Consider the following 14,411-nt stretch of genomic DNA (forward strand, 5'->3'; position numbering starts at 1 on the left):
ATGGTCTGTCTATTTCGACGGGCCCGCAATCCCATGCCACTAAACCCTGGAGCATGGGGTTGGGATTCGGGTCGGTATATCGGCGCATCAAACCTGCGCCGTAGGGAAGGTAAGCAAGATGGTACAGGTCAGAGCACACCAGCCGATCAACACTGACGGCAGTCTCAACCTCGAGGCATGGCTTGATCATGCGGTGAGTGTCGATGTGGCGCTGGACCGTGAAGCCTTGAAAGAAGCGTGTGAGTACGCACGTGAGGCGGAACAGCAAGCCAATGCAGCAAAAAACCTGTGGGCCGAAGGCGCGTCGAGCTTTCGAACCGGGTTGGAAATTGCTGAAATCCTCGCCGATCTCAAGCTCGATCAAGACTCGCTGGTCGCGGCGATTTTGTATCGCGGCGTACGCGAAGGGCAGATTCAACTGCCTGCGGTCAGCCAGCGCTTCGGCCCGGTGGTCGCCAAGCTGATTGATGGCGTGCTGCGCATGGCCGCGATCAGCGCCAGCCTCAGCCCCCGCCAATCCATGGTGATGGGCTCTCAGGGGCAGGTCGAAAACCTGCGCAAAATGCTTGTGGCGATGGTTGATGACGTGCGCGTTGCACTCATCAAGCTGGCCGAACGTACCTGCGCCATCCGCGAAGTCAAAAGTGCCTCGGACGAGAAGCGCATCCGCGTTGCCCGCGAGGTCTTCGATATTTATGCGCCGCTGGCGCACCGTTTAGGCATCGGCCACATCAAGTGGGAGCTGGAGGACTTGTCCTTCCGCTATCTGGAGCCTGAGCAGTACAAACAGATCGCCACCTTGCTGCACGAGCGCCGGCTGGACCGCGAGCGCTTTATCAGCGATGTGATGAACCAGTTGCGCACCGAGCTTGAAGCCACCGGGGTGGTCGACGCCGACATCAGCGGCCGGGCCAAACACATCTATTCGATCTGGCGCAAAATGCAGCGCAAGGGTCTGGCCTTCAGTCAGATCTATGACGTGCGCGCCGTGCGGGTGCTGGTCCCGGAAATGCGCGATTGCTACACCGCGCTGGGCATCGTCCACACGCTGTGGCGGCACATCCCCAAAGAGTTTGACGACTACATCGCCAACCCCAAAGAGAACGGCTATCGCTCGTTGCACACGGCGGTGATCGGGCCGGAAGGCAAGGTACTGGAAGTACAGATCCGTACCCATGCCATGCACGAAGAGGCCGAACTGGGGGTGTGCGCGCACTGGCGCTACAAGGGTACCGACGTTAAAGCCGGGTCCAACCAGTACGAAGAGAAAATCTCGTGGTTGCGTCAGGTACTGGAGTGGCACGAAGAGCTGGGCGATATCGGTGGCCTGGCCGATCAATTGCGGGTCGATATCGAACCGGATCGGGTCTACATCTTTACCCCGGACGGGCATGCCATCGACCTGCCCAAGGGTGCGACGCCGCTGGACTTCGCCTACCGGGTGCACACCGAAATCGGCCATAACTGCCGTGGCGCCAAGATCAACGGGCGCATTGTGCCGCTCAACTACAGCCTGCAAACCGGCGAGCAAGTCGAGATCATCACCAGCAAGCACGGCACGCCGAGCCGCGACTGGCTGAACTCCAACCTGGGTTACGTGACCACCTCGCGGGCGCGGGCGAAGATTGTCCATTGGTTTAAGTTGCAGGCCCGTGACCAAAACGTCGCGGCCGGTAAAACCTTGCTAGAGCGTGAGCTGGGCCGCCTGGGCTTGCCTGCGGTGGACTACGAAAAGCTCGCCGACAAAGCCAACATGAAAACCGCCGAGGACATGTTCGCGGCGCTGGGGGCGGGCGATTTGCGTCTGGCCCAGTTGATTAACCTGGCGCAGCAACTGGTCGAGCCGGAACGCGGCAGCGAACAGATCGAGCTGATTCCGCGCAAGGCCCAGGGCTACAAACCGGGCAAGCGCGGCGACATCCAGATCGAAGGCGTGGGCAACCTGCTGACCCAAATGGCCGGCTGCTGCCAACCGCTGCCGGGCGATGCGATTGTCGGTTACATCACTCAGGGGCGTGGCGTGAGCATTCACCGGCAGGACTGCGCCTCGGTGCTTCAGTTGGGCGGCCGTGAGCCGGAGCGGATCATCCAGGTCAGTTGGGGACCGATCCCGGTGTCGACGTACCCGGTCGATATCGAAATCCGTGCCTACGACCGGTCCGGCTTGCTGCGTGATGTGTCGCAAGTGCTGCTGAACGAGCGCATCAACGTACTGGCGGTCAACACCCGCTCGAACAAAGAGGACAACACTGCGTTGATGTCCTTGACCATCGAGATCCCGGGGCTGGATGCATTGGGGCGTTTGCTGGGGCGTATTTCGCAACTGCCGAACATCATCGAAACCCGCCGTATCGGGCGTAGCGAGCCGCGTTGATCTCTTGTAGGAGCGAGCTTGCCTCGCGATCTTTTGACCTTTAAAAGATCGCGAGGCAAGCTCGCTCCTACATCATTCTGCACAAGGATTAATGATGTACACCCTCGACGACTTGCTAAATCTCATGGCCCGCCTGCGTGACCCGCAGTTCGGCTGCCCGTGGGATATCAAACAAACTTACGCGACGATCGTGCCTTATACCCTCGAAGAAGCTTACGAAGTGGCCGATACCATTGAGCGCAGCGACTTTGAGCACTTGCAGGGCGAATTGGGCGATTTGCTGTTCCAGGTGGTGTATTACAGCCAGTTGGCCCGCGAAGAAGGGCGCTTTGAGTTTGCCGGGGTGATCGACAGCATTACCCGCAAATTGATCCGCCGCCATCCCCATGTGTTCCCCACCGGCGACCTGTACGCGCCGCTGGACGTGCCGCGCTTGAGCGAAGCGCAGGTCAAGGAGCGTTGGGACGAAATCAAGGCCGAAGAGCGCGCAGAGAAATCGGCCACGCCGCAGCAGTTGTCGTTGCTTGATGATGTGCCGGTGGCGCTGCCTGCGTTGTCCCGTGCGGCCAAGTTGCAAAAACGTGCGGCTCAGGTCGGCTTTGACTGGCCTGGCGCCTTGCCGGTGCTGGACAAGGTGCGTGAAGAGCTGGACGAAGTGCTGGAAGCCATGGCGGATAACGACTCGGCGGCGATCCACGATGAAGTGGGCGACTTATTGTTTTCGGTGGTGAACCTGGCGCGGCATCTAAAAGTTGACCCGGAAACCGCCTTGCGCGGTGCAAATGCCAAATTTGACCGACGTTTCCGGTTTATCGAGCAAGCATTGCGCGATACCCTGCGTCCCATTGAAGATTGCACCCTTGAAGACCTGGATGCCCTGTGGGGTGAAGCCAAGCGCCAGGAAAAGAATTTGCCCAGCTGCGGCTGAGTTTGCCTAAGTGAGTAAGACAATGAGCATTTCCCTACGCGACCAATTGCTCAAAGCCGGATTGGTCAACGAGAAGCAGGCCAAGCAGGCCGGCAAAGAAAAGCAAAAGCAGCAGCGTCTGGCCCATAAAGGCCAGATCGAGCTGGATGACACGCAACAGCGCCTGGCGGCTGAAGCCAAGGCCGAGAAGATCAAGCGTGATCAGGAGCTCAATCGTCAGCAGCAAGAAAAGGCCGAGCAAAAAGCCCGCGCTGCACAGATCAAGCAATTGATCGAGGTGTCGCGCCTGCCCAAGCTGAACACCGAGGACTACTACAACTTTGTGGATGACAAGAAGGTCAAGCGCCTGTCGGTCAACACCTTGATGCGCAACAAGCTGGCCAATGGCTCATTGGCGATTGTGCAGCACCAGGGCGGCTACGAAGTGATCCCGCGTGAGGCAGCGCTGAAGATCCAGGAGCGCGACCCGCGCCGTATCGTTCAGTTGAACGTGCTGGTCGAGTCGAAAACGCCGGAAGAGGATGATCCGTACGCGGCGTACCAGATCCCTGATGATCTGATGTGGTAAAAAATTAAACAGACTGTAGGAGCGAGCTTGCCTCGCGATCTTTTTAAAGATCAAAAGATCGCGAGCAAGCTCGCTCCTGCAAGGCAATAAACAAACCCCGCTTCGGCGGGGTTTGTGTTTTTCAAGACTGTCGTTGCAGTGGTTCAGGCTTTGAGTTTCTGCGCTTCAAGCTTTTCCAGCTCGGCTTTGTAGTTATGAGCGTCGCTCTCGCGGTGAAACATGCCAACCAAGATGTTTTCCTGATGAACATCCCACAGGTGTACGCCATGGGCTACAAGCTGGTGGAACATACGTGAATCGTCGCGTTCAGTTACTGTGATAGTCATCTGCTTGCTCCAAATTCTGATAAGGACCTGCGGCAAGACGTCGCAGGACTTCTTTATAGAATTTGTTAGCTTCCTAAGTAAATAGCTAATTGTCGCTCTGTCATCTTGGAAAAAAGCGCAAAACGCTGCAGCCCTTGTACGACGCGGTGTTTACGGATTTTGCCAATAGTTTTATGACAAAAGTTTCATGATTGAAGGCGTTTTTGGGGCAAAAAAAACCTCGCCGGAGCGAGGTTTTCTTGAAGCGTGCTGCTTAAGGCATGTCGAGCCTCAGTTGCCCTTGACGGCTTTGCCATCCACCGTGCCGTCTTGCAGCATGATGTTGTATTCCTTGCCGTCTTTTTCAACCTGACGCAGTTTGACCAGCAAACCGTCCCAGCTCTTGGCGAACCACATTTCGGTGATGCGCTTGTTCTGGTTCTGGTCCAGTGTCGGGTCGCGTACGCGCTCAACCTTGATGGCGTCTACCTTGCCCGCCTTGGTTTCGACCACTTCCGGGCCTATGACGCGGAAGTCGTAGGTGTCTACGCCATCTTCGTCAACGACCTGGTAGCTCATGCTCTTTTTGCCCGCCACGACATCGCGCTGCAACGCCAGTTGGTAAGTGGACTTGTCGAGCATGCCGCTGAGCAATGTCACCTTGACCGGCTCTTTGTTGAACGTGCCGGTGACCATGTTGGTGGTCCAGTCAAAGTCCAGGTTTATGTTCTTGGCTTTGCCCAGGCCGCCACGTTCGAAACGGTAGGACTGAGGGATCAGGCTGTCGTTCTTGAACGCGAAGGTGCTGGATTCGGACAGGCTGGCGATCATCATCGAGGCCTTGAAGTTCAAGGTCCAGGTGCCATTGTCATTCTTGACCAGACTGCGCTCGGCAGAACCGCTCATGGGTAACTGTTTCCAGTCGGCCGTGTAGCTGGCCTGGAAAGGATGAAGTTCAGCCGCTTGCACTGCTGGGACAGCCAGCAGGCTCAAGGCGAGGAGCAGGGCACGACGCATAATGTCTCCTAGGTTCGTATCAAGTGGCCGCTGGCCGCGAGTAATTGACCGTCTAATAATGCGCCTTGCTCGTCAAGTGACAAGCGACCTTCGGCAAACCAGCGCACTGCAAGCGGGTAAATCTGGTGCTCCTGGGCGTGAACCCGTTGCGCCAGACTCTGCGGCGAGTCATCGGACTCTACCGCAATGATTGCTTGTACGACCAGAGGCCCGCCATCGAGTTCCTCGGTGACAAAGTGCACGCTGCAGCCATGCTCGCTGTCACCGGCTTCCAGTGCACGCTGATGCGTGTGCAGGCCTTTGTATTTGGGCAGCAAGGAAGGGTGGATGTTGAGCAGGCGGCCCTGATAGTGACGCACGAAGCCTGCGCTGAGGATGCGCATGAATCCGGCCAGGACTACCAGTTGCGGGTTGAACGTATCAATGACGTCGATCAGTGCAGCATCGAAGGCCTCGCGGCCCTCGAATGCTGTGTGATCCAGTACGCGGGTGTCGATACTCGCGTCTTTGGCGCGTTGCAGGCCGTAGGCGTCTGCGCGGTTGGAGATCACCGCGCGGATTCTGGCCGGGCTGTCCTTGATCGCACAACTGTCGATCAAGGCTTGCAAGTTGCTGCCGGTGCCGGAAAGCAGCACCACTACATCACAGGTATCGGGCATTAGTGCGCCTTGAGGTTTTGCAGCTCAACTTGCGGCGCGCCTTCGGCGGCCGTGGCGATGTGGCCGATCACCCAAGGTTGCTCGCCCGCTTCACGCAGCACGTTCAGCGCGGTGTCAACGTCAGCCTGAGCCACGCAGATCACCATGCCCACGCCGCAGTTCAGCACGCGGTGCATTTCGGTCTCGTTCACGTTGCCTTTTTCTTGCAGCCAGTTGAAGACTGCAGGGCGCTGCCAGCTGGCCACGTCAACCACCGCTTGAGCGCCTTTTGGCAGCACGCGCGGGATGTTGTCGAGCAGGCCACCACCGGTGATGTGGGCCATGGCTTTAACTACGCCGGTGTCTTTGATCAGCTTGAGCAGCGGCTTGACGTAGATACGGGTCGGCGCCATCAGCAGGTCGGTCAGCGGCTGGCCGTCGAGCTGGGTGTTTTCGATGTCGGCACCGGATACTTCGATGATCTTGCGGATCAGCGAGTAACCGTTGGAGTGCGGGCCCGAAGATGGCAGGGCGAGCAGGGCGTCACCGGTAGCCACTTTGGAGCCGTCGATGATGTCGGCTTTCTCGACCACGCCAACGCAGAAGCCGGCCAGGTCGTAGTCTTCGCCTTCGTACATACCAGGCATTTCTGCGGTTTCGCCGCCTACCAGCGAGCAACCGGACAATTCGCAGCCAGCGCCGATACCGGTAACCACTTGGGTTGCGGTTTCTACGTTGAGCTTGCCAGTGGCGTAGTAGTCGAGGAAGAACAGGGGCTCTGCGCCGCACACGATCAGGTCGTTAACGCACATGGCGACCAGGTCGATGCCGATGCTGTCATGCTTGTTCAGGTTCAGCGCCAGACGCAGCTTGGTGCCCACACCGTCGGTGCCGGAAACCAGAACGGGTTGCTTGTAACCGGCCGGGATTTCGCAGAGGGCACCAAAACCGCCGAGGCCGCCCATCACTTCAGGGCGCGCAGTGCGCTTGGCTACGCTCTTGATGCGTTCGACCAATGCTTCACCGGCGTCGATGTCTACACCGGCGTCCTTGTAGCTCAGGGAGGGTTGCTTGCTCATAATCCAGGCCTTTAGGGGGGATTCGGGGGTATCGACCGATCTCAGCGGGCCTGCTTGCAAGTGCTCAGGGTGTGAAACAGAGCATTTGCAGAGTGCCCGGCTGTCGCCGGTCTGCGAAGGCGCGCGATTTTATCAGGCTTGAAGGGCAGCGGCCATCCTCGGGCCGACAGGCAGGGTTATATCTGTCGAAAAAAACCTTTTTTAGTCGTACTGGCTGCTTGGCGCGACGCTGTATAAGGTATATCCGCTAAATTCTGATTTTTTATGACCGTGTGAAATCTGCGAGCTGCACCTGAATGATTTGGCTGCGCGCCTGTCTGAGGTGTTATCGAGTGTGTTTATACGGCCTTTTAATGCCCTTTTTTGCCGTTGGGAATCTTTCATGCGTTTTCATCAATTAATAGCTGTGGGCTGTTTGTCTTTTTTCAGCCTGGCGAGTCATGCCGAAATCCTGACGGGCCTGTATCAAGTACGTGAGCCGGTCACCAGTCAGTCGCCTGATGAGCGCGCACAAGCCACGCAAAAAGCCCTGGAAACCCTGGTGTTGCGCCTGACGGGGGACGCCAAGGCGGTACAGAACCCGGCGCTGGAGCCCATTCGCAAAGACCCTCAGCAAATCATCAGCCAGTATGGCTATGACGCAGGCCCGCCAGAATCCCTGCAAGTCGATTTCGACCCGGTGAGCACCGACCGCGCCTTGCGCCAAGCCGGTTTGTCTCTGTGGGGCAGCAACCGCCCGGCGTTGCTGGGCTGGTGGCTGAATGATTCGGTAGACGGCTCCAGCCTGGTGGGTGACGGTCAATCCGTTGCCGAGCCATTGCGCCGCGCCGCCCAACACCGTGGTTTGCCGCTGCGTTTGCCGCTGGCTGACTTGAGCGAGCAGTTGGTGGGCACTGCCGAAAACCTTGAAGGCTCTAATCCAGCGCCCCTGAAAGAAGCGTCCGAGCGTTACGGCGCAGACGCGCTGCTGGCCGTTCATGCCCACGAAGACAGCGGCCAGTGGCAGGCCAAATGGCGCCTGTGGATAGGCGATCAACAAGAGCAAGGCAGCGCAGCCGGCGCTGATCAGGCGGCACTGGCGGATGACGTGATGCTGCAAGTCAGCCAGCGTCTGGCTCCGCGCTACGCCGTCAAGCCGGGCGTGTCGACCGATCAGTTGCTTGAAGTACAGGGCATGACCCTGGAGCGCTATGCTCAGTTGAGCCGCTTGCTTGAACCGTTTGGCGGTCAGTTGGTGAGCGTCGACGGCAACCGAATCGTTTATCAGGTCAACGGCAGTGCTGAACAATTGCGTTCGCAGTTGGCGTTGGCGCAAATGCATGAAGTGCCTGCAGATCAGGCGTCGGCTACACCTCAGGCGGCGCAGTTGCGCTTTAGCTGGTAGGTTTTTCTCTTCTATATATAAGGACAGGCATTTATGCGGGATTCGCGACGGTGGGTTTGGTGGGGTGTAGCGCTGGCCGCGGTGCTATTCGTGTATTTCTTGCACGCGATACTGACGCCTTTTCTGATTGCGATTGTTCTTGCTTACATGTTCGACCCGGTGGTTGATCGCCTCGAAAAAATCGGCCTGTCCAGAACCTGGGGCACGATCACGGTCTTTACCCTGTTTACGGTCATTCTGGTGACGTTGCTGGTGGTGCTGGTGCCGATGCTGGCCAAGCAGTTGGTCAAGCTCTACCAATTGGCACCGCTGGTGCTGGACTGGTTGCAGAATACCGCCTTGCCGTGGGTGCAAACCCGGTTCGGTCTGGGGGATGGCTTCTGGAACTTTAATAAGATCAAAGCCACCATTACCGAGCACATGGGGCAGGCCGGGGATATCGCCGGGGTGGTGCTGTCCCAGGCCACCGCTTCAAGCCTGGCGCTGTTTGGCTTTTTGGCGAACCTGGTGCTGATTCCAGTGGTGGCTTTTTACTTGCTGCGCGACTGGGATGTGTTGCTGTCCAAGATTCGTGGCCTGCTGCCGCGCGATCGCGAAGAGCGGATCGTGTCGCTGGCCAAGGAATGTCACGACGTGCTCGGCGCTTTTGTTCGTGGGCAGCTATTGGTGATGGTCGCTTTGGGCATCATCTATTCGGCCGGCTTGATGCTGCTGGGCCTGGAGCTGGGGCTGTTGATCGGTTTGATGGCAGGCCTGGCGGCTATCGTGCCGTACATGGGCTTTATCATCGGTATCGGCGCCGCGCTGATTGCGGGGCTGTTCCAGTTTGGCGGTGACTTGTACCCGATGCTGGGGATTGTCGCGGTGTTTATGGTCGGGCAGGCGCTGGAAGGCATGGTCTTGACCCCGCTGTTGGTGGGCGACCGCATCGGCCTGCATCCGGTGGCGGTGATCTTTGCGATTCTGGCGGGCGGCGAGCTGTTCGGCTTCACCGGCGTACTGCTGGCCTTGCCGGTCGCGGCCGTGATCATGGTGCTGGTGCGCCATATGCACGATTTGTATAAACATTCGCAGGCCTATAGAGGTGATGAAGAACCTGAGTTGTAGGCAGGTGAGCGAATGAATGAGAGGCCGGTTCATGTGGCGATGAACCGGCCTTTTTTTATGGCCGGGCGCGAGCGTGTCTGTCAGAAAAACTTGATTCAATCCAATGCGTTAACGCAAACCTTTGATTTTGCTCGTGGTCTGTTACATTGTGCGCCCGGCTACACGGGTATAAACTTTGCAAACTTTACACAGAGGCCACTAACGGTTCGTTTGAACTGTTCAGTCAGCATGAAACCGATTCAGCTGCCCCTAGGTGTGCGTCTGCGAGATGACGCTACCTTCATCAATTACTATCCAGGCGCCAATGCCGCTGCACTCGGCTACGTCGAACGTCTGTGCGAAGCCGACGCCGGGTGGACAGAAAGCCTGATTTATCTGTGGGGCAAGCACGGCGTAGGGCGCACGCATTTGTTGCAGGCCGCGTGCTTGCGTTTCGAGCAACTGGGCGAGCCTGCGGTGTATTTGCCGTTGGCGGAGTTGCTGGATCGCGGTATCGAGATCCTCGACAACCTTGAGCAATACGAGCTGGTGTGTCTGGACGACCTGCAGGCCGTGGCCGGTCGGGCTGATTGGGAAGAAGCGCTGTTTCACCTGTTTAATCGCCTGCGTGACAGCGGTCGACGCTTACTGATTGCCGCCTCGGCCTCGCCGCGTGAATTGCCGATCAAGCTGGCCGACCTTAAATCACGCCTCACCCTGGCGCTGATTTTTCAAATGCGCCCCTTGTCTGATGAAGACAAACTGCGTGCCTTGCAGTTACGCGCCTCGCGCCGTGGCCTGCACCTGACCGACGAAGTCGGGCATTTCATCCTCACGCGCGGTACACGCAGCATGAGCGCATTGTTTGAATTGCTTGAGCGCCTCGATCAGGCCTCGTTGCAGGCGCAACGCAAGCTGACCATCCCCTTCCTGAAAGAAACCCTCGGCTGGTAAATACCCTCCATCCCCTTTTTATGCAGGAGCGAGCTTGCCTCGCGATCTTTTGCTGTAAAAGCGCATTCCTACAAGGTTTAGGCAGTATTCAGGCGCCAGAAAACCTGCGTGTCAGACGGGCGTCTACGCAAAATCGATTGTCAGGGGTGTAAAACCTTAGATGTCACGTGAAATCGACTAAGTCACATTTAATTCGATTGAATTTGCAAATGAGGATCATAGAGGGCATAGTCGCGGTAACTTTTCCTACAGCCACGGTCGTGCCCATGCTAAAGCGCTTCGCACCCCTCGTGCCTCTCGCACTCGTTACCCTGCTTTTCGGCTGCGCTGCTCACTCGCCAGTGTCCCAGCAAGTTGTCGATTCACAGGTTCAAAAGTCATCTTCGTCGCAGTCTTCCGCTCTTTATCAGGAAGAACTGGCCACTGAAAAAGAACTGGCTCAATTTTCCGAAAACAGCAAGCCTTACGAACTGCCGGCCCTGGCTGACAGCATTCTTGAGCGCGGAATGTCCCTGATCGGTACCCGTTACCGTTTTGGCGGCACCTCTGAAGCTGGTTTCGATTGCAGTGGCTTTATCGGCTATCTGTTCAAAGAGGAAGCGGGCATGCAATTGCCGCGCTCCACCCGCGAAATGATCAACGTAAATGCACCGTTGGTCGCGCGAAACAACCTCAAGCCGGGTGACCTGCTGTTCTTCAGCACCAATGGTCGCGGACGTGTCAGCCACGCTGGCATTTACCTGGGCGATGACCAGTTTATTCACTCCAGCAGCCGCCGCAGCGGTGGTGTAAGGATTGATAGCCTGGGCGACACCTACTGGAACAAGACCTTTATTGAAGCCAAGCGTGCTTTGGCCATGGCGCCAACCAGCGTAGTGGCCCGTAAGTAAAGTTAAAGTCTTACTTGAAGTTTGGCTTCTAAGCGCTAGAATTCAGTCGCAATGTTAAATTCCTGAAGCCGCGAAGGTACCCCCTGTCGCGGCTTCGGGTTTCGCGGCCCAGTAGCCGTATCCAGAATCAGGAACGTTCTGTTTATGTCGACCCTGGCCCGCGTTGCCCTCATCACCTTCGCCGCACTGCTCAGTGCCTGCGCAAACCGTCCTGCACCTGCTCCCGTTGAAGTCAAACCGGTTGTGTCGTCAAGTCCGATCGACGATGGATCGCCATTGGCGGCAGACGTACTGTTTCGTGCGTTGGGCCTGGTGGGCACGCCGTATCGCTGGGGCGGCAATACACCGGACTCGGGTTTTGATTGCAGCGGCTTGATCAAGTACGTCTACAACGACATGGCGGGTATTTCGTTGCCGCGCACCACCCGCGAAATGATCGTGATGCGCGGGCAAAATGTCGGCAAAGACCAACTGCAAACCGGCGACCTGTTGTTCTTCGCAACTAATGGTGGAACCCAGGTCAGCCATGCCGGCATCTACGTCGGTGAAGGCCGTTTTGTGCATGCGCCTGCCACCGGCGGCACAGTCAAGCTGGACAGTCTCAGCAAAGCCTATTGGCAGAAAGCCTACCTGAACGCCAAGCGCGTCTTGCCAACCGAGCAGCATTTGGCGCGGTTGCCTTAATCTCTCTAATTTGATGAGGCCTCTGTAGGAGCTGCCGCAGGCTGCGATCTTTAGGGTTTAGAGATCAAAAGATCGCAGCCTGCGGCAGCTCGAAAAGCGCATAGTTCTGTCGTGACAGGATTTAAAGGTTTACTCCCCCGACACCCGCCACACTTTGTTGCCGACATCATCGGCCACCAGCAAATCCCCCTGTTTATCAATGACGACCCCCACCGGGCGGCCCATGGCTTTTTCATCGGAGTTGAGGAAGCCAGTCAGCACGTCAATCGGCATGCCGTTGGGCTTGCCGTCGGCAAACGGGACGAAGATCACTTTGTAGCCACTGTGCGGTTTGCGGTTCCATGAGCCGTGCTGGCCGATAAATACGCCGTCGGTTAAGTTCGGCAGTGTGCTGTTTTGCGCAAAGGCCAGGCCCAGTGAGGCGGTGTGCGGGCCGACGGCATAGTCCGGGGCAATGGCTTTGGCCACCAGCTCGGCGTTTTGCGGGTTGACCCGGACGTCGACGTGTTGCCCGTAGTAGCTGTAGGGCCAGCCATAGAAGCCGCCGTCTTTTACCGAGGTGATGTAGTCGGGCACTAAATCGCTGCCGATTTCGTCACGCTCGTTCACAGCGGTCCACAGTTTGCCGGTCTTGGGTTCCCAGTCCATGCCGTTGGGGTTACGCAGCCCGGAGGCAAAAATGCGGTGGCTGCCGGTGGCCGGGTCGACTTCCCAGATCGCCGCGCGGCCTTCTTCGATGTCCATGCCGTTTTCGCCGACGTTACTGTTCGAGCCGACACTCACGTAGAGTTTTTTGCCGTCAGGGCTGGCGATGACGTTTTTCGTCCAGTGGTGGTTCAGGCCGCTGGGCAAATCAATGATCTTGGTCGGCTGCGCGCTGATGGAGGTTTCGCCCGGTTGATACGGGAAGTGCAGCAACTTGTCGGCATCCGCCACGTACAGGTCATTGCCCACCAGGGTCATGCCGAAGGGCGAGTTCAGGTTTTCTAGAAACACTGTGCGGGTGTCGGCTTTGCCATCGTGGTTGGTGTCGCGCAACAAAGTGATGCGGTTGGCGCTCGGCGCGCCCGCACCGGCGCGGCCCATGACCTTGCTGGCGATCCACTCGCGCAGCCCCTGGCTGCCATCCGGTTTGGCCGGTGCGTTGCTTTCGGCCACCAGCACATCGCCATTGGGCAATACATAGAGCCAGCGCGGGTGGTCGAGCCCTTCGGCAAAGGCTTGCACCTGCAAACCTTGCGCGGCAACCGGCTTGGCGCCCTCCGCCCAGCCCACTGCCGGGGCGATGTTGACGGTGGGGATCAGCGTTTTGTTGGGTGCTGGCAGAGTAGGCGTGGGGCCTGTGCCGTCGGTGACTTGCAGGGTCGAGCTTTCACCGCAGGCAGCCAACCCTGCCGCTAAAACGATGACAACAGCGTGCTGGCGCTTGAACATAGGGATCTCCATGAAAACAGTAGGCGTGTAGTCATAGAGAAGCGTAGCCGTTCAAAGGTTCAGGCCGACGGGTTTGTTTGCTGCGCAGCCCGGCACCTTTAATTGACGCTCCACCCCCAACCCTCTAACCTTCGCGGCGTGTTTCAGGTGCTCTGCAACCTCAGGTTGGCAGAGTGAAACAGGGAAGCCGGTGAGGGCGCGTTTTACCCACACAACCGCTTTGATCCCGGGGCTGCCCCCGCAACGGTAAATGAGTCAACTTCACGCTCAATGCCACTGTGTTTACTGCACGGGAAGGCGCGTGGCCCGGTGCTGTTCCTTATTCAGGAACGCCCACTCATGAGCCCGGAGACCGGCCTGATCCATCCAGCACCCTTGCGGCGGGCGAAGGTGTGTCGATTGTTAATGAATTCCCCCGCCTCCCGTTTGCATTTTTTAGCCCCAACGGAGAGCTGCCATGAATGAATCCCCCGAGCGCGACGAACGTCACCTGGCGCGCATGCAACGTAAAAAAGCGATTATGGACGAACGCATTGCCAGCGCTCCCAATGAGTGCGGCTTGCTGCTGGTGTTGACCGGCAATGGCAAAGGCAAGAGCAGTTCGGCTTTCGGCATGTTGGCCCGGGCCATGGGCCACGGCATGCAGTGCGGCGTGGTGCAGTTCATCAAGGGGCGTAACAGCACCGGCGAAGAGATCTTTTTCCGTCGTTTCCCTGAACAAGTGCGCTATCACGTGATGGGCGAAGGCTTTACCTGGGAAACTCAGGACCGCCAGCGTGACATCGCCGCCGCCGAAGCCGCCTGGGAAGTATCCCGCGAGATGCTGCGCGACCCGGCCATTGGCCTGGTGGTGCTGGATGAATTGAACATTGCGCTCAAGCACGGCTACCTCGACCTGGAGCAAGTGTTGAGCGATCTGCAAGCCCGCCCGCCGATGCAGCATGTGCTGGTCACCGGGCGAGGCGCTAAACCTGAACTGATTGACCTGGCCGATACCGTGACTGAAATGGGCGTGATCAAACATGCCTTCCAGGCCGGTATCAAAGCCCAGAAAGGCATTGAATTGTGAG

At 57.9% G+C, this 14,411-nt stretch carries 14 protein-coding genes and 1 riboswitch; of the genes, 9 read left to right on the forward strand and 5 right to left on the reverse strand.

What is annotated here, in order from left to right:
• Window positions 1-118 precede the first annotated feature (118 nt).
• The 3 genes from relA to GHO32_RS14920 all read left to right on the forward strand — a co-directional run bounded on the left by relA (window position 119) and on the right by GHO32_RS14920 (window position 3,870).
• Entirely contained in the window at window positions 119-2,374 is a 2,256-nt protein-coding gene (gene relA, locus GHO32_RS14910) for a GTP diphosphokinase (RefSeq protein WP_153333875.1), read from the forward strand.
• A gap of 94 nt (window positions 2,375-2,468) precedes the next feature.
• Complete coding sequence (gene mazG, locus GHO32_RS14915) at window positions 2,469-3,302, forward strand: nucleoside triphosphate pyrophosphohydrolase (protein WP_153333878.1); 834 nt, start codon at window positions 2,469-2,471, stop codon at window positions 3,300-3,302.
• Window positions 3,303-3,324: 22 nt separating this feature from the next.
• Window positions 3,325-3,870, forward strand: coding sequence for a DUF2058 domain-containing protein (locus GHO32_RS14920; RefSeq protein ID WP_048369732.1), 546 nt, complete (start codon window positions 3,325-3,327; stop codon window positions 3,868-3,870).
• A 143-nt stretch (window positions 3,871-4,013) separates the two neighbouring features.
• On the opposite strand, the gene GHO32_RS14925 is transcribed toward GHO32_RS14920, so the two are convergent.
• The 4 genes from GHO32_RS14925 to purM all read right to left on the reverse strand — a co-directional run bounded on the left by GHO32_RS14925 (window position 4,014) and on the right by purM (window position 6,909).
• Complete coding sequence (locus tag GHO32_RS14925; protein WP_048369733.1) at window positions 4,014-4,196, reverse strand: hypothetical protein; 183 nt, start codon at window positions 4,194-4,196, stop codon at window positions 4,014-4,016.
• 270 nt (window positions 4,197-4,466) lie between these two features.
• Window positions 4,467-5,192 (reverse strand): DUF3108 domain-containing protein, encoded by a 726-nt coding sequence (locus GHO32_RS14930; protein WP_153333881.1) that lies wholly within the window; start codon window positions 5,190-5,192, stop codon window positions 4,467-4,469.
• A gap of 8 nt (window positions 5,193-5,200) precedes the next feature.
• The gene (purN, locus tag GHO32_RS14935; protein ID WP_153333884.1) at window positions 5,201-5,851 is read right to left on the reverse strand and encodes a phosphoribosylglycinamide formyltransferase; all 651 of its coding nucleotides are present in this window, start codon (window positions 5,849-5,851) and stop codon (window positions 5,201-5,203) included.
• On the reverse strand, window positions 5,851-6,909 hold the full coding sequence (gene purM, locus GHO32_RS14940) for a phosphoribosylformylglycinamidine cyclo-ligase (protein WP_153333886.1): 1,059 nt from the start codon (window positions 6,907-6,909) through the stop codon (window positions 5,851-5,853). The genes purN and purM overlap by 1 nt, the downstream gene beginning before the upstream one ends.
• A gap of 382 nt (window positions 6,910-7,291) precedes the next feature.
• Here purM and GHO32_RS14945 point away from each other — a divergent pair, with 382 nt between their 5' ends.
• The 5 genes from GHO32_RS14945 to GHO32_RS14965 all read left to right on the forward strand — a co-directional run bounded on the left by GHO32_RS14945 (window position 7,292) and on the right by GHO32_RS14965 (window position 11,907).
• Window positions 7,292-8,293: a DUF2066 domain-containing protein gene (locus GHO32_RS14945; RefSeq protein WP_153333888.1), complete on the forward strand. Its 1,002-nt coding sequence runs from the start codon at window positions 7,292-7,294 to the stop codon at window positions 8,291-8,293.
• 33 nt (window positions 8,294-8,326) lie between these two features.
• Window positions 8,327-9,400: an AI-2E family transporter gene (locus GHO32_RS14950; protein ID WP_153333890.1), complete on the forward strand. Its 1,074-nt coding sequence runs from the start codon at window positions 8,327-8,329 to the stop codon at window positions 9,398-9,400.
• Between the two features lie 228 nt (window positions 9,401-9,628).
• Window positions 9,629-10,333 carry a DnaA regulatory inactivator Hda gene (hda, locus tag GHO32_RS14955; RefSeq protein WP_048369745.1) on the forward strand — a complete coding sequence of 235 codons (705 nt, stop codon included), beginning with the start codon at window positions 9,629-9,631 and terminating at the stop codon, window positions 10,331-10,333.
• 266 nt (window positions 10,334-10,599) lie between these two features.
• Complete coding sequence (locus GHO32_RS14960) at window positions 10,600-11,223, forward strand: C40 family peptidase (protein ID WP_048369747.1); 624 nt, start codon at window positions 10,600-10,602, stop codon at window positions 11,221-11,223.
• Window positions 11,224-11,367: 144 nt separating this feature from the next.
• Window positions 11,368-11,907, forward strand: coding sequence for a C40 family peptidase (locus GHO32_RS14965; protein WP_048369748.1), 540 nt, complete (start codon window positions 11,368-11,370; stop codon window positions 11,905-11,907).
• Window positions 11,908-12,036: 129 nt separating this feature from the next.
• Here GHO32_RS14965 and GHO32_RS14970 read toward each other — a convergent pair whose 3' ends face one another.
• Entirely contained in the window at window positions 12,037-13,341 is a 1,305-nt protein-coding gene (locus GHO32_RS14970; protein ID WP_153333892.1) for a sorbosone dehydrogenase family protein, read from the reverse strand.
• A gap of 128 nt (window positions 13,342-13,469) precedes the next feature.
• Window positions 13,470-13,717: riboswitch (cobalamin riboswitch) on the forward strand.
• A gap of 81 nt (window positions 13,718-13,798) precedes the next feature.
• On the opposite strand from GHO32_RS14970, the gene cobO reads away from it, so the two are divergent.
• Window positions 13,799-14,410: a cob(I)yrinic acid a,c-diamide adenosyltransferase gene (cobO, locus tag GHO32_RS14975; RefSeq protein WP_123751852.1), complete on the forward strand. Its 612-nt coding sequence runs from the start codon at window positions 13,799-13,801 to the stop codon at window positions 14,408-14,410.
• The last annotated feature ends 1 nt before the right edge of the window (window position 14,411 follow it).

Origin of the sequence: Pseudomonas sp. FSL R10-2189, assembly GCF_009600325.1 — a bacterium.
Classification (GTDB): Bacteria; Pseudomonadota; Gammaproteobacteria; order Pseudomonadales; family Pseudomonadaceae; genus Aquipseudomonas; species Aquipseudomonas helleri.

Coding starts and splice junctions, on each gene's coding strand:
- purN (WP_153333884.1), bottom strand. CDS start 5,851: ATGCCCGATACCTGTGATGTAGTGGTGCTGCTTTCCGGCACCGGCAGC.
- GHO32_RS14960 (WP_048369747.1), top strand. CDS start 10,600: ATGCTAAAGCGCTTCGCACCCCTCGTGCCTCTCGCACTCGTTACCCTG.
- hda (WP_048369745.1), top strand. CDS start 9,629: ATGAAACCGATTCAGCTGCCCCTAGGTGTGCGTCTGCGAGATGACGCT.
- cobO (WP_123751852.1), top strand. CDS start 13,799: ATGAATGAATCCCCCGAGCGCGACGAACGTCACCTGGCGCGCATGCAA.
- GHO32_RS14920 (WP_048369732.1), top strand. CDS start 3,325: ATGAGCATTTCCCTACGCGACCAATTGCTCAAAGCCGGATTGGTCAAC.
- GHO32_RS14925 (WP_048369733.1), bottom strand. CDS start 4,196: ATGACTATCACAGTAACTGAACGCGACGATTCACGTATGTTCCACCAG.
- GHO32_RS14945 (WP_153333888.1), top strand. CDS start 7,292: ATGCGTTTTCATCAATTAATAGCTGTGGGCTGTTTGTCTTTTTTCAGC.
- mazG (WP_153333878.1), top strand. CDS start 2,469: ATGTACACCCTCGACGACTTGCTAAATCTCATGGCCCGCCTGCGTGAC.
- GHO32_RS14965 (WP_048369748.1), top strand. CDS start 11,368: ATGTCGACCCTGGCCCGCGTTGCCCTCATCACCTTCGCCGCACTGCTC.
- GHO32_RS14950 (WP_153333890.1), top strand. CDS start 8,327: ATGCGGGATTCGCGACGGTGGGTTTGGTGGGGTGTAGCGCTGGCCGCG.
- purM (WP_153333886.1), bottom strand. CDS start 6,909: ATGAGCAAGCAACCCTCCCTGAGCTACAAGGACGCCGGTGTAGACATC.
- GHO32_RS14930 (WP_153333881.1), bottom strand. CDS start 5,192: ATGCGTCGTGCCCTGCTCCTCGCCTTGAGCCTGCTGGCTGTCCCAGCA.
- GHO32_RS14970 (WP_153333892.1), bottom strand. CDS start 13,341: ATGTTCAAGCGCCAGCACGCTGTTGTCATCGTTTTAGCGGCAGGGTTG.
- relA (WP_153333875.1), top strand. CDS start 119: ATGGTACAGGTCAGAGCACACCAGCCGATCAACACTGACGGCAGTCTC.